This is a genomic window from Allobosea sp. TND4EK4 (assembly GCF_900156025.1).
Taxonomy (GTDB): domain Bacteria; phylum Pseudomonadota; class Alphaproteobacteria; order Rhizobiales; family Beijerinckiaceae; genus Allobosea.
Map to the genome: position 1 here is coordinate 18,462 of NZ_FTMO01000006.1, position 14,484 is coordinate 32,945.

The 14,484-nt window shown below is 64.9% G+C and carries 12 protein-coding genes and 1 tRNA gene; 6 read left to right on the forward strand and 7 right to left on the reverse strand.

Annotated elements, in window-relative coordinates:
- Positions 1 to 141 precede the first annotated feature (141 nt).
- Positions 142 to 393 carry a hypothetical protein gene (locus BW981_RS22605; RefSeq protein ID WP_139333748.1) on the forward strand — a complete coding sequence of 84 codons (252 nt, stop codon included), beginning with the start codon at positions 142 to 144 and terminating at the stop codon, positions 391 to 393.
- Between the two features lie 217 nt (positions 394 to 610).
- Here the strand turns inward: BW981_RS22605 and BW981_RS12425 are convergent, their stop codons facing one another.
- Both BW981_RS12425 and BW981_RS12430 read right to left on the reverse strand, forming a co-directional pair.
- Positions 611 to 1,090, reverse strand: coding sequence for a hypothetical protein (locus BW981_RS12425; RefSeq protein WP_076439594.1), 480 nt, complete (start codon positions 1,088 to 1,090; stop codon positions 611 to 613).
- Between the two features lie 8 nt (positions 1,091 to 1,098).
- The gene (locus BW981_RS12430; protein ID WP_076439596.1) at positions 1,099 to 2,238 is read right to left on the reverse strand and encodes an ImmA/IrrE family metallo-endopeptidase; all 1,140 of its coding nucleotides are present in this window, start codon (positions 2,236 to 2,238) and stop codon (positions 1,099 to 1,101) included.
- A 107-nt stretch (positions 2,239 to 2,345) separates the two neighbouring features.
- Between BW981_RS12430 and BW981_RS12435 the strand changes: the two genes are divergently transcribed.
- From BW981_RS12435 to BW981_RS12450, 4 genes are all read left to right on the forward strand, one after another.
- Positions 2,346 to 3,002, forward strand: coding sequence for a helix-turn-helix domain-containing protein (locus BW981_RS12435; RefSeq protein WP_076439598.1), 657 nt, complete (start codon positions 2,346 to 2,348; stop codon positions 3,000 to 3,002).
- Positions 3,003 to 3,050: 48 nt separating this feature from the next.
- On the forward strand, positions 3,051 to 5,687 hold the full coding sequence (mobF, locus tag BW981_RS12440; RefSeq protein ID WP_076439599.1) for a MobF family relaxase: 2,637 nt from the start codon (positions 3,051 to 3,053) through the stop codon (positions 5,685 to 5,687).
- Between the two features lie 197 nt (positions 5,688 to 5,884).
- Positions 5,885 to 6,202, forward strand: coding sequence for a hypothetical protein (locus BW981_RS12445; protein ID WP_076439601.1), 318 nt, complete (start codon positions 5,885 to 5,887; stop codon positions 6,200 to 6,202).
- Between the two features lie 226 nt (positions 6,203 to 6,428).
- Entirely contained in the window at positions 6,429 to 8,096 is a 1,668-nt protein-coding gene (locus BW981_RS12450) for a recombinase family protein (protein WP_076439603.1), read from the forward strand.
- Here the strand turns inward: BW981_RS12450 and BW981_RS12455 are convergent.
- Positions 8,067 to 8,143 (reverse strand) — tRNA-Arg (locus BW981_RS12455). The two genes, BW981_RS12450 and BW981_RS12455, sit on opposite strands and share 30 nt — an antisense overlap.
- 624 nt (positions 8,144 to 8,767) lie before the next feature.
- Here BW981_RS12455 and BW981_RS12460 point away from each other — a divergent pair.
- Positions 8,768 to 9,289, forward strand: a complete 522-nt coding sequence (locus BW981_RS12460) for a hypothetical protein (protein ID WP_076439604.1) — start codon at positions 8,768 to 8,770, stop codon at positions 9,287 to 9,289.
- 1 nt (position 9,290) lies between these two features.
- Here the strand turns inward: BW981_RS12460 and BW981_RS12465 are convergent, their stop codons facing one another.
- The 4 genes from BW981_RS12465 to BW981_RS12480 all read right to left on the reverse strand — a co-directional run bounded on the left by BW981_RS12465 (position 9,291) and on the right by BW981_RS12480 (position 14,370).
- Entirely contained in the window at positions 9,291 to 10,580 is a 1,290-nt protein-coding gene (locus tag BW981_RS12465) for an ArgE/DapE family deacylase (protein WP_076439606.1), read from the reverse strand.
- A gap of 115 nt (positions 10,581 to 10,695) precedes the next feature.
- A complete protein-coding gene (locus tag BW981_RS12470; protein ID WP_076439608.1) occupies positions 10,696 to 12,336 on the reverse strand; it encodes an ABC transporter ATP-binding protein in 1,641 nt (546 codons plus the stop codon).
- Positions 12,333 to 13,169 (reverse strand): ABC transporter permease, encoded by an 837-nt coding sequence (locus tag BW981_RS12475; RefSeq protein ID WP_076439610.1) that lies wholly within the window; start codon positions 13,167 to 13,169, stop codon positions 12,333 to 12,335. Before BW981_RS12475 ends, BW981_RS12470 begins: the two co-directional genes overlap by 4 nt.
- A gap of 223 nt (positions 13,170 to 13,392) precedes the next feature.
- Positions 13,393 to 14,370: an ABC transporter permease gene (locus BW981_RS12480; RefSeq protein ID WP_076439612.1), complete on the reverse strand. Its 978-nt coding sequence runs from the start codon at positions 14,368 to 14,370 to the stop codon at positions 13,393 to 13,395.
- Between the last annotated feature and the right edge of the window lie 114 nt (positions 14,371 to 14,484).

Here is a 14,484-nt window from a genome sequence, read left to right on the forward strand (position 1 = left end):
AGTCGGATCGCCTCCTGTCGGAGAGCGATCCGATCACTCTATACCAGTCAAGCGGCGCTATGCGAGGGTAGCGGGTCAGTTTGAAATTTAAGCGCGCACTCAAGGTGGAAAGCACGATGAGAAAGTATCATCGTATGATCCATGACCGATCCTGCACCGGGCCTCACCATTGTTCGCGTCTTTATGACCGATAATCTCGTTGGTCCGGAGCGACAGCCCGCTGTTCAGTTGTGGGTGGCAGCGGTGCCTCGCGACGAAGCCGTCGCGGCGGTGCTCAAATGGGTTCCGAACCGTTACAAAGCGGAGCTGACAGACGATATTGTTAGCTTTGAGTTAACCGAACTTCTCGATTTGAAGGCAGGCGATGTCAGTGAGTTAAGTTCTGCCAAATGAGCAAGACGCCTAAGCGCCCCCGCGACCCAAACCAATTGGCGAAGTCCGTGATCGATGCCGCAACGGGCGAGACTCAGACCAGCACTGAGACGCCGAGGGTCTCACGGGCGCAGAAGGCTGGCGCCGTAGGCGGCCCGGCGCGGGCTCGGTCTCTCTCGCCAGCCGAGCGTACGGAGATTGCGCGGATAGCCGCAGAAGCTCGATGGAAGAAGGGCGGCTAAGCCGCCTCATCGTCGTCATCGGGGGCATTCAACCTGAGTTCGATGTCGAACGTCAGGTCCATCGGAAGATCGATGGGCTCTTTCTCAGGGTTGATCGAATTCCAGTGCATGATGTCCAGGGTGAGCTGCAAACCATCGCCGACCATTTGCTCGCGTCGCGTGACTGCAGACTTTAGGAAAGGACCGCGCTCAGCTTCGTCAATGTCGATCCAGAAATCGTACTGCTTACCACCTCGCCAATCCTTGTAGTGATGGTTTGCGCGGTAATGCCGACCGGTTTTTCGGTCTCGACGGGTCTCTTCGCGCGCTGCATCGGCGAACTGTTGCGCGAGAACTTCTAGAGGGTCTTTAGGAATTGGGAGCGGCCAGCCCTTTTCGGCCGCCCATCGGGCAACTTCTTTCATCTCAATTTCGCGATTTTCGGTCTCATCCTTGTAAGCCCGGATCACGCGCTGCATTTCGCTTTTCTTCGACATGCCTGCTCCTATTGTTCAACCGGATACACGCTGCCCCAGCCATCAACTACGGCATTGGGCAGAACTGATGTGCGAACCTTCGATAGATAGTTTTGAAATCTGGCGTAATTTCCCGTCCGATGTCGTATTTGCCCAGCTATAAGCCCCGGATGGACATTGATCATCTTTGCAAAGGCTAAGATGTCGCGATCATGGAAGAACGGGGCCTTCCGCGCTACGAAGGCATCCATCATTTTCTTAGGGACGCAGAAATCAGCTGCAGCCTCATTTGCAATTCGCTCTTCCTCCGCAATGTCAGTTTCGGCGGCGGCATCGGCTGCCAGATCAGAATCGAGCATGACTTTGTCTTTGCCATGCCCTTGCAGCACATGTTCAATTTCATGCCGAAGAACGAACCAAAAATTGTCCAAGCGATCGAAGCGCATCGTCATTGCGATGACCGGCGATCGCTCGTTCAGCCAGAAGCACACGCCGTCAATCTTGGCTCCAGGCAGAGTCTCGACGATCAAATAGCGAACTCCAGCCTCACTTAATATCCGCGGAACCTTCCTTGCGCCTTCAGGCGAAATGAGGAGTGCCTTTAATTTCGGGAGCGCGGACAGCAGAACGTCGGAACTGTAGCGGGCGACCAGCATTTCCTCTGCGATCTTTCGTACGCGATACAGCCAAGCAATTTGCGTTGGTGACGCTGGCGCGCTGACCTCCGTCTTCTTTGCTGAGTGGGGCAGCACTTCGATGTCTTCGACGCGATTGGTTCCGAAGAATCGAACCAGTTCCTCCTCCACACGAGGGTCTCGAACATCTTTGGCGTTGATCCATCCCCGCTTGATCATATCCGATAGCGGCAGGCCATGATGAAGCTGCGCGCGTGTCGCTCTCTTCGGGTCTGGCTGCGCAACAATTCGGGCCTTTGCCAGATCGTAGGTGCATTGCAGTGCGAGAAAGATGCTCGCCTCGACGCCGAAAACCTCTTCGAGCAGAATGGCAAACTCCGCAGTCATCGGCTGCTTGTCAGACGAGAAGCGGTTGATCTTCTGCTCGTCCATGTCGAGCACGACGGCCAGGGTGCGCTTGGTCCACCCACGTTCCGAAAGAAGCCATTCCAGCAGTTGGCCCGGTGTCTTGAAGCGCGTCGTATCGAAAACCATGAAAATCCCCAGCCGCTATGGCGGCGCCATTAAAATATCGAGTTTTTAAAAATTTGCAAACTGACCTTTATGCTTGACTTGGTCCGCTGAAAGTCAGATTCAACAGCATGAACAAGCTCCCTTCTGCTGATCGTGCGCGCATCCTTCACCTTCTCTGCGAAGGCCAATCCATCCGCGCGATCACGCGGCTAACGGGGGCGAGCAAGAACACCGTCGCGAAGCTGCTGGTGGACACGGGCAAGGCGTGTATGGCTTTCCATGACGCCGCCGTGCGGGACGTGAAGGCGAAGCTCGTTCAGGTCGATGAAATTTGGAGTTTCACTTACGCCAAGCAAAAGAACGCCGCCACCGCGAAAGCCGCGCCAGCGGCGGCTGGCGACACTTGGACTTGGACGGCGATCGACGCTGATACCAAGTTGATTGTCAGCTATTTCGTCGGCGGTCGCGATGGCGAGTGCGCCATGTGGTTCATGGGTGATCTCGCGTCACGCCTCACCAACGGCTTATCTAAGAAGGTTGAGAGCTACGCCTTCGCCGTCGCACTCCACATGATGTATTACAACTTCGTCCGCATCCACTCGACGCTGCGGATGCCGCCGGCCATGGCGGCGGGCGTTTCGGATCGGCTTTGGGAGATCAGCGATATTGTCGCGCTGGTCGAAGCTGAAGAAGCCAAGACCGCCGCGAAGCGCGGTCCTTACAAAAAGCGCCGGCTCAAATTTCAAACTGACCCATCACCTACGCGAGTTAATCCCAAACTTTGAAGGCGCCCTGCCGGCTAATTCGAAGGCCTCCTGTCATCGGAGGCCGTCTTGGTCGCTACCTGGAATCCTGCCGCAGCCAGCGCCTATTACCTCCGCGGCGCTGAGTACTATCTCGGCACCGTCGAGCCGGCTGGCCGTTGGTATGCTCCCGCCGGCGATTTCGGGCTCGCGGATGGCGCCGAGGTCGAGCCAGTCGCATTCGAGCGCCTCTACGCAGGCGTCGGCGCCGATGGCAAAACCCTGCTCACGCAGGGCGGCAGGACGGACCGCGTTCCGGCCTTCGACGTCACCTTCAGCGCGCCGCGTTCAGTCGGCCTGGCCTGGGCATTCGCCGAGCCGGAACTCAAGGCCGCCATCGAAGCCGCGCAGGAGCGTGCGGTCCGTTCAGCTCTCGGTGTCGTCGAGCGCGAAGCGATGTGGGCGCGCCGTGGCAAAGGCGGCCTGACGCTCGAGCCGGTCCCGCTCTCGGCTGCCCTGTTCCAGCATGGCGAAAGCCGCCCGGCCGAACATGCCGATGGACGGGTCTTCGGCGATCCGAATCTACACACCCATGCCGTCGTCCTCAATCTCGCCACGCGCGCGGACGGGTCCGTCGGAGCCATCCATTCTAAGATCCTGCGCGACTGGAAGATGGCGGCGGGTGCGCAGTATCACGCCGCGCTCGCGCATCAGCTCGAAGCCCTTGGCTTCGCGCTCGATCGTCTCGATTACAACGGCACTTTCGAGCTCACCGGCGTCGACGACGCGCTGATCCGGTATTTCAGCGCACGGCGAAGGGAGATCGAAGACGAGCTCGCCGAGCACCAGGTGACCAGCCGCTCGGCCGCGGCGCTCGCCTCCGCGATCACCCGGGCGACACGCGACGCGAAGAGCGAAGCCGGCACCCGCTCGCGCGAGGAGATCTGGGCCGAGGCCGCTGCGGCGCGGGGCGTCGCCGTCGAAACGTTTGCCGACGACCTTTACCGACCGAACCGCCAGCCCGAATTGGAGCGCGGCGAGCGATTGCTGGCCGATCGGCTTGCGGCGCTCCCGAGCGAACTCACCGAGACCCGCAGCGTCTTTGAGCGGCGCGATCTCTTCCGCGCCGTGGCGGCCGCGCTCGTCGGCACCGGATTGCCGGCCGAGCGTACGGGGCCTGAGGTGGATCGCCTGCTTCGCGACGGTGCGATCGTCGAGATCGGCCGCGATCCGATCGGGCTTCCGCGCTACTCGACTTCCGAAATGGTCTCGATCGAGCGCCAGGTCATCGACATCGCGCGCGACCTCGCAACCGATCTCGGCAAGGGCATCGATCGGGACGCGTTGATCGTACGATGCAATGCCGCCGGCCTCAGCCCCGAACAGAGAGATGCCGCGATCGCGGCGACGAACGCCCAGGCCATCGCGATCATCGAGGGCGCGCCGGGCAGCGGCAAGACCACGACGCTTGCTCCGGTCGTCAGCGAGTATCAGGAGGCAGGCTATCGGGTCCTCGGCGCGGCTTCCGCCTGGCGCATCGCCCGGATGCTGCAGACCGATCTCCGCATCGAAGCTCGCGCAACCGCAAGCTGGATCGAAAAGGCGAAGCGAGGACACAAGGTCCTCGATCAGGACACCGTCCTCATCGTCGATGAAGCCGGCCTGCTCTCGTCGCGCGACATGCATGCGATCCTGTCCGAGGTGCAGCGAGCAAGTGCGAAGCTCATCCTCGTCGGCGATCGCGGCCAGCTTCAGGCGATCGGAGCCGGACCGGGCCTAGACCTCGTCAGCCGCGCCGTCGAGGCCGCCCGCGTCGAGACGATCGTGCGTCAGCGCGACGCCTGGGCACGAGATGCCGTGCGCGATTTCGGCGCCGGCGAGACCGGTCGCGCGCTCGACGCCTTCGCCGAGCGTGGACTACTCGTCGAGGTGCAGGGCGCCCGGTCAGCGATCACGGCGATCGTCGATCGCTGGGAGGCGGCCCAGGATGCAGATCCGACCGCCTCCACCCTGCTTCTGGCCAGGACCAATGCGCAGGTCGGGGCGATCTCGCGCGAGGTTCGCAGCCGACTCAAAGACAGGGGACTGATCCACGGCCCTGAGATCGAAATCGCGGCGGTCACCCCGTCCGGCCATGCGAGCCAGATCATGCTGGCGGCGGGTGATCACATCCGCTTCCTTGTTCGCAACGACGAACTCGGCGTCGTAAACGGCTCGACCGGGACCGTCACCAAGGTGATGGAGCAACCCGAACGGGATGCGCCGGATGGGCGCAGGATTCGGATCGAAGCTGTCACGGGTGGCCGTCTCGTCACGTTCGACCCCGCCGCGCTCGCCGACGAGAAGGGCCGCGTCCGTCTCGGCTGGGGCTATGCGAGCTCAATCTACGGCAGTCAGGGCCTGACCGTCGACCGGACGCTCGTCCTCGCCGATCCCGCGCTTGATCGCCATGACATCTATGTCGCCGCGAGCCGGGCGCGAGGCGAGACGACGCTCGTCGTCGATACGGAAGCGATCGATCGTCATCTGCTCGCCGACCGCCCTCTCGACCGACAGACGCCGGATGCCGTGCCGTCGGCGCTAGAACGCCGTGCCTGGCTCGCCGGGCGCCTGTCGCGGTCCAACGTCAAGCTCTCGACCGTCGCGGTGGTCGAAGCCGATCGCGACCGGACGAAAAGCCGGACCCCGACCGCCTCACGACGCCGCGAGCTCGACCATGAGCTCTGAGCGCGAGGCGGGGCCGATCGTCGTCGACGACTGGCCCGAACCGGTCCCGGTAACGCCGGCCGAGCTCCACGTGATCGAGACCTATCTCGGTCGCTTTCTCGACGAAATCCTGACCCCACCGGGCAGGCAGGGCCGTGGAGAGCCTCCCCCGAAACCAGCCCGGCCCGTGCCACCAACTCGATCAGAAGGAACTCGACATGAATGAACAGCAGCATCTGCAGGAGCTCATTGAAATGGCCAACGCGAACCAGGGCCTTATCCTCCGGAGCGAGAACCAAACGAGCGCCTTGGCCGAGATCATTTGCGCGAGCGATATCGTCTGGGGAATCTGGCAGGATGAGAGCTGCCCGCACGGCGTCGACAGCATGATCATCAAGGGCCGGGGTCGGCTGATGCTGATCCAGCAGGCCCCGCGTGCCGTGACCGTCAAGATGACGGCCGTGCCCTGCAGGGAACTGGCCGAGGCCGAGGCCATGCGTCAGATCTTCGGCGACGGACGTGCCGTACCTGGATAGGCCGCTCCTGTGGCGGCACCTGCGCTAGCCATCGTCCACAGGCTCGATAACCTCGGCCGCCAGCATGATGCGGGGGCTGAGAGATAGCGAGCGCCGGTTTGCCCCAGTTGTCACTGGCGCGAGATCAATCCGAGTGAGGATGCCGTTCGTCGCCTCACTGTAAATATTTGATCTATAAGAAGAATTATGCTCTAATGCAGAAATCGATCTGCGCAGGAAAGCAAAGATGAACAAGTATCTCCACAAGTCGAATTTTGAGTCGACGATATCGGACGGCTCCGTTCGAGCCTGTGGATACTTTCGTGTGTCGACCGGACGGCAAGCCGAATCTGACCTTTCGATCCCCGATCAGCGCAAACAGATCCTCGCCTTCTGCGCCGGCAAGGGCTGGAACCTCGTCGCCGAATATGTCGAGCCCGGCGCCTCGGCGACCGACGATGCCAGGCCGGAATTCCAGAAGATGATCGAGCGCGCAACCGACGACGATCGGCCGTTTGATATCGTCCTGGTGCATTCCTTCAGCCGCTTCTTCCGCGATGCCTTCGGCCTGGAAATGTATATCCGCAAGCTGGCGAAGGCGGGCGTGCGGCTCGTCTCCATCACCCAGGAACTGGGAGATGACCCGGCTCAGGTGATGATGCGCCAGGTGATCGCGCTGTTCGACGAATATCAGAGCCGGGAGAACGCAAAGCACGTATTACGTGCAATGAAGGAAAATGCACGTCAAGGTTTCTACAATGGCTCGCCGGTTCCGCTCGGTTACACCACCGCTGAAGTCGAGAAGCGCGGCAACCGGGCAAAGAAGAAGCTCGTCGAAGATCCTGTCGAAGCGGAGACCGTACGGCAGATCTTCAAGCTCTATCGGTCCGGCGACGGGACCGGCGGGCCGCTTGGGATCAAGCAACTCACTTGCTGGCTGAACCAACGTGGCTACCGGACACGAAAAGGGGCCCGCTTCGGCGTCGCGACCGTGCATGGCATCCTGACCAACACCGTCTATATCGGCCAGTGGATCTTCAACAAGCGCGATTCCAAGACCCTCGCCGAGAAGCCGGCGAGCGAGCAGATCGTCGTCGAGGTGCCAGCCATTATCCCGCGTGATGAATTCGACGCGGTGCAGGCGCGCATGAAGGTCAACGCCCCGATGACCACGCCGCCGCGCGTGGTCACCGGCCCGATCCTGCTGACCGGGCTTGCGACCTGCGCGACCTGCTCGGGCGCGATGACCCTGCGGACTGGCACCTCGAAATCAGGACAGGTCCACCGCTACTACTCATGCTCCGTTCACGGCCGGATGGGTAAGACGGCCTGCAAGGGGCGATCCATCCGGATGGACAGGCTCGACACGCTCGTCACCGACCACCTCGTCGACCACCTATTCCAGCCCGACCGGCTCACGGTCATGCTCGCCGGCCTGGCGGCGGGGCGGGCCGAGCGCGCGCTGGAGGTCGACACCCGGATCACCACGCTGCAGACCGAAGCCAGCCAGGCTGAGGACAGGTTGAGGCGCCTCTACAAGATGGTCGAGGATGGCGTGACCGATCTCGACGACCTGCTGACGGAGCGGGTCGCCGCCCTCAAGCTGGAGCGTGATCGCGCCACCGCTGCGCTGGAGCGAATCAAGGCGCAAGCCGCCCCGCCGACCACCCTGGAGCCTGAGGCTATCGAGCGCTTCGGGCGCCTCATGCGCGAAAGCGTCACCTCCGGAGACATTCCGTTCCGCAAGGCCTACATCCGGTCCGTCGTCGATCGCGTCGAAGTCGACGACGATCTCGTCCGCATCATCGGGGATAAGACCACCCTGGAGCAGGCCATCGCGGGCAATGCCGCGCGCAATCTGGGTGTTCGCAGTTTTGAACGGAAGTGGCGCGCCCGACACGATTCGAACGTGTGACCTTTGCCTTCGGAGGGCAACGCTCTATCCAGCTGAGCTACGGGCGCTAACCGTGGAAGCTGGATAGCCGATCCCCGCCGCTTCGGCAATGCGGGATTTTGCAAGCGAGCAACGCCCGAGACGGCAAAGGTCACACGTTCGAATCGTGTCGGGCGCGCCGCGGCTGTGGACGGCGGGGCGAGCAGCTTGTCGAGATTCCTGACCGCGGACACGGCCGGGACATCCGAGCCGTCGGGAACTTCGCGCCGGAGTGCCTTTTGAGAGTCATTTCGTCCTGCTGGCATCGGCCGGGTCGAGTCACAGGTCAAGGGCAGGCCCGGCATCGGATCGGCCGGTTTCGTTGCGCTCGACAGGTCCCAGTTGATCAGCGCGTCATCGACCGTATCGCCCATGAGGCGCTGGCCCTCGCCGCCATTGTCGGCCTGGCCGGAGGTGAGCGAAATGTCGGAAGCGGTCATGCCGATGCGCAGCGGCCCCTGCGTCAGGGCGCCGGCGCCGGCGGCTTGCAGAACGGCGAGCGCAAACGCGGTCTTCAACAAGAACAGGCGCGTCGATCCTCCCGATGTCGATAGGGAATGAGCCGGCGAGCTCCGTGCCATCCGGCCTGGAACGCGACAAAAGGCCAGCCTCGCGGGCGTTGCCTCCGGGCGCCGCGCCGGCACAGTGGTGCCATGCCGAATCGGGATGATATCCCCGCCGAAATCCGTCGTGCCGCCTGCGCCTTCCACGAGGCCGGCCATATCGTCGTCGGCTGGGTGCAGGGCCGCTTCATCAGCCATGCCTGGCTGCGGCCGCCCTACGGCTTCAGCGGAGAGGTGTGCTTCGAGCCCTATGGGCGGGGCTTCCACAGCGGCCGGCCGGAGGATCGCGCCCGTGCCGAGGCCGAGATCGCGATCCTCTATGCCGGCCATGGCGGCGAGATGCTCTACTGGAACGAGGAGGGGCTGCGCTTCTACCCCGGCGCCATCGCCTCGCATGAGGACGATCTCAGGCAGATCGACGGGTTTCTCGCCTGGCTGCGGCCGGTGGACGAGGCCGCTGTCCGCGCGCGCTGCCAAGCCGCCGCCACGGCGATCCTCTACCGCCCGGCGATCCGGCGCGCCCATGCCGCGATCGCCCGCACGCTGCTGGACCAGCGCCGCATCCACCGCGACGAGGTCGAGCTGATCATGGCCGGTCGGGCGGTCCGCTAGCTCAGCCCTCGAGGCTCTCCACCCCGCACCATTCGGCGACGAAGAGGGCCATCGCGCCGGTGATGCGCTTGACCGAGGCGAGGCTGACACGCTCGTCGAAGGCGTGAATGCTCTCCGAGACCGGGCCGTAGCAGAGCGCCGGAATCTTGTCGTAGAGCGCGTGGACGCGGGTATCGAGATAGCCGGCGGTCATGAAGCTCTTCAGGGGCTTGCCCGTCGCGGCCTCGTGGGCGCGGCCCAGCACGGCTTCCGCCTCGCTGCCGGGCTCCAGCACATAGCCTTCGGCATAGAAGCCGTTGAAGGTCACGCGCGGCGGGTTGTTGGCGAGGAAGCTGTCGGTGCGGCTGAAGCCGAGGATGCAGTCCTCGATGCGCCTGGCGATCTCGGCCGCGTCGACGCCGGGATAGAGGCCGATGCGGCAGTCGATCCGGCACCAGCACGGCACGGAGGATGCCCAGTCGCCGCCCTCGATCCTGCCGATGTTCAGGTTGATCGGGTGGTCGATATCCTCGAAATGCGGGCGGCCCGCCTTCTCGCGGTTGATCTCCTCTTCCAGGCCGCGCAGCGCCGCGATGACGCGGTAGGCGCCGTCGATCGCATTGGCGCCCGCGCCCATCTCGCGCACATGCATCGGCTTGCCGCGCACCTCGACCTGGAACCAGAGCACGCCGGTATTGGCGCGCACCAGCATCTCCTCCTCGGGCTCGGGGATCAGCGCTGCCTGCGCGCGATAGCCGCGCAGATGCGTCATCAGCGCGCCGTTTCCGGTCGATTCCTCCTCCACCACGGATTGGTGGTAGAGCGTCGCGGCCGGCTGCAGCCCGATGCGGCGCAGCGCGTCGATGCAGAAGAAATTGGCGGCCGCGCCCGCCTTCATGTCGGCGCCGCCGCGGCCATACATCCAGTCGCCCTCGATCACCGGGTCGAAGGGGGCGTGCGTCCATTGGTCGGCCGGGCCGGTCGGCACGACGTCGACATGCGCCTGCAGGATAAGCGAGCGGCCCTTCTCCTCGCGCGGATGGTGGATGCCGACGACGATCGGCGCATCCGAATGGAATTCCGAGAACGGCCCGCCGCCGGGATGGGCCTTGATTGCCGCCTCGTCCATCTTGAAGCGGTCCATGGTGAAGCCGCGCTCCTTCATGGCGCGGAAGATGAAGTCCTGGCAGGCATGCTCCTCGCCGCGGAGCGAGGGAAAGCGGATCAGCTCCTGGGTGAAGGCGATCTGCTCGGCGAAGCCGGCCTCGACCGAGGCCAGGATCTTGTCGCGAAGGGCGGTGTCGAGGGGCATTGTGGATCTCCAAACAGCAGGCAGCGACGTCACATCATCAGATTTGCGCGGTCATCCCGGATCTCCGCTTCGCTGCGTCCGGGATGACGGTGCAGCTGGCCGAACCGTAACAGGATCAATGCCCGAACCGCCCGGAGCCCGGCACCGCCGCCAGCAGCGCCCGCGTATAGTCGTGGTGTGGGGCGGCGAAGAGGGCGGCGGTCGGTCCCGTCTCGACGATGCGTCCCCGCTGCATCACCGCGATCCGGTCGCAGATCTGGGCGGCGACGCGCAGGTCGTGCGTCACGAACAGGATGGCGAGGCCGAGGCGCTGCTGGATGTCCTTGATCAGTGCGAGGATCTGCGCCTGGACGGAAACGTCCAGCGCAGAGACCGCTTCGTCGGCGACCAGGACATCGGGCTCCAGCGCGAGCGCCCGGGCGATGCCGACGCGCTGGCGCTGTCCGCCCGAGAACTCATGCGGATAGCGGTCGATCGCATTGGCGGAGAGGCCGACCAGTTCCAGCAGCGCGCTCGCCCTGGCCAGCGCCTCCTTGCGCGGCATGCCATGCGCAACCGGCCCGTCGGAGATGATCCGCCCCACCGTCTGGCGCGGGTTCAGCGAGGCGAAGGGGTCCTGGAAGACCATCTGGATGCGCCGGCGCTGGGCGCGCAGCTCCACCGGCTTGAGGTCGCTCAGAACGAGATCGCCGGCGGCTTGACTGCTCAGGCTGATGCGGCCCGCATCGGGCTCGATCAGCCGCAGGCAGCAGCGCCCGACCGTGGATTTGCCCGAACCGGATTCCCCGACCAGCCCCAGCGTCTCGCCGCGCTGGAGCGAGAAGGAGATGTCCTCGGCCGCCCGGACCTCGCGCGCGGTGCCGAAGAAGCTGCGCTTGCGGTAGATCTTGCCGAGCCCTTCCACCGTCAGCACCGGGGCCGAAGGCGGCAGCGGCGCGCGGGCCGGCGGAGTCAATGAGGGCACAGCGGCAAGGAGCTTCTGCGTGTAGGAATGGCGCGGGGAGCCGAGAACCTGATCGGCCGTGCCCTCCTCGACCAGGGCGCCCCTTTCGAGCACGGCGATCCGGTCGGCGATCTCGGCGACGACGCCCATGTCATGGGTGATGAACAGCACGGCCGTGCCGTGCTTGTGGCGCAGATTGTCGATCAGCTTGAGGATCTGCGCCTGGGTCGTCACGTCGAGCGCGGTCGTCGGCTCGTCGGCGATCAGGAGCTTCGGCTCGAGGGCCAGCGCCATGGCGATCATCACGCGCTGCCGCTGACCACCCGACAATTCATGCGGATAGGCCCGCGCCAGCCGCGGCGGATCGGGCAGGCCCACCTCGGCGAGCAGTTCGACCGCGCGACGCTGGCGTTCCGAGCGGCTGTGCAGCCCATGCGCCTCGAAGGTCTCGACGATCTGCTCGGCGACGCGCATCACCGGGTTGAGCGAGGTCATCGGCTCCTGGAAGATCATCCCGACCTCGCGGCCGCGCATGTCCTGCATCGCCTGTTCGTCCAGCGCCAGCAGGTCGCGCCCGGCGAGCCGGATGGCGCCGCCGGCCGGCTTCACGGCCTTGGGCAGGAGACCCATCACTGCATGGGCGATCATCGACTTGCCGGAGCCGGATTCGCCGACGACGCAGAGCGTCTCGCCGGGCCCGATGGAGAGCGTGACGTTCTCCACCGCATGCGCCCGGTCGGCCAGCGCCGGCAGGGCAAGCGTCAGGTTCTCGATCGTGAGGACGGGAGCGGCCTTGGCCGTGAGCTCGCTCATTCGTGCCCCCTGGCGAGGCGCGGATTCAGCGCGTCGTTCAGCCCTTCGCCCGCGAGGTTGAGCGCGAGCACCGTCAGGAAGATCGCGAAGCCCGGGAAGAAGCTGATCCACCAGGCGTCGAGCAGGCGGGTGCGGCCGGCCCCGACCATATAGCCCCAGCTCATCAGGTTCGGGTCGCCGAGCCCCAGGAAGGAGAGCGAGGATTCCAGCAGGATCGCCGAGCCGATCATCAGCGAGCCCATCACGATGATCGGCGCGATGGTGTTGGGCAGCACCTGGCTGAAGATGATGCGCGGCGTCGACTGGCCGATGGTGACGGCGGCCTGGACATATTCCCGCGTCTTCAGCGAGAGCACCTCGCCCCGCACCAGCCGCGCCACCGGCGGCCAGGAGACGACCCCGATCGCCAGCACGATCGAGCCCAGCGCCGGCTGCAGGATCGCGACGAGCACGATCGCCAGCGCGAAGGAGGGGATCGTCTGGAAGAACTCGGTGAAGCGCATCAGCGCGTCGTCGACGATGCCGCCCGCATAGCCGGCCACAGCGCCGAGCGGCACGCCGATCAGCAGCGCGACCAGCGTCGAGACCACGCCGATGGTCAGCGAAACGCGTGCGCCATGGACCAGCCCTGCCGCGAGATTACGGCCGAGCGTGTCGGTGCCGAGCGGAAAGCGCTCCATGGCGAAGGGCGCCAGGAAGGGGCGGAAGACGGGCCGCCAGGGCGATTGCGGATAGAGCGTCGGCGCGAGCAGGGCGAAGGCGACCACCGCCAGCAGGATGACGAGGCCGAGCACGGCGCCGCGATTGCGGCAGAAGCGCTTGATGAAGTTCATGGAAGGCACTCCGCGGCTGCCCGGCGCACACGCGGGGAACCCCTCTCCTGTAAGGAGAGGGGCAGGGGTGAGGTGTCGGCCCCTGGACCAGTGAGGCTAACCGCGAACCGAGGCTGCGGGGAGTTCGCGGCATCGGTGTGTGATGGCCGACGCCTCGCCGTCCCCTCTCCCTTTGGGAGAGGGTTCCCCGCGCTTCTCTCCGCCATGGTGTCGAGATATCCCATCACGACGCAGCCTCGATGCGCGGATCGGCGATGCGGTAGACCAGATCCGTGATGATGTTGAAGCCGACCACCATGGCCGAGGAGATGAAGAACACGCCGAGCAGCACCGAGTAGTCGCGCTGCAGCAGGGCGTCGAACATCAGCCGTCCGATGCCCGGCCAGGCGAACACCGTTTCGGTCAGCACGGCGCCGCCGACGAGCTGGCCCGCCTGCAGCCCGGCCAGCGTGACCACCGGCAGGATCGCGTTGCGCGCGACATGCCGGCGCGAGACGATGCCGGGGGAGAGGCCCTTGGCGCGCGCCGTCTTGACGAAATCCGCGCCAGCCACCTCCAGCATCGAGGCGCGCATCATCCGGGCATAGAGCGCGGTGAAGAACAGCCCCAGCGTCAGCGCGGGCAGGATCAGGTGGTGGCCGATGTCGAGCGCGCGGGCGAGGCCGGTATCGTTCGCGCCGATGGTCTCGTAGCCGACATTCGGCACGAGCCCGAGCTTCAGCGAAAACACGATCTGGCTCATCAGCGCGATCCAGAACAGCGGCGTCGCATAGAAGACGAGGGAGAGGGTGGTGATGAGGCTGTCCGACCAGCGTCCGGCGCGCCTGGCCGCGAGCGCGCCCATCACCACGCCGAGGCCGAGCGAGATCACGAAGGCTGCGCCGGTGAGCAGCAGCGTCGCCGGCAGCCGGTCGAGCACCAGCGTCAGCACCGGCTGCTGCTGCCGGTAGCTGAAGCCGAGATCGAAGGTCATGTAGCCCTTGATGTAGATCCAGAGCTGGGTCAGCAGCGGCTCGTTCAGCCCGAAGCGCTGGCGCAGCTGCTCCAGCAATTGCGCGTCCGCTGCCCCCGCCTCTCCGGCGAGCACCTGGGCCGGGTCGCCCGGCGCCGCCCGGATCAGGAAGAAGTTCAGCACGGCGATGGCGAAGAGGACGAGCACGCCCTTCACCAGCCGGGCCGAGAGGAATTGGAGGAGGTTCATGCAGTCAAGCCTCAGGCATCGATCAAGACAGCGCCGTCGTCGCGGGCGCAGCGAAGCGGCGCGGCTCCCGGGGACGGTTGAGGTGATCGTGCGCTCCGGTTCAGTCGTTCACGG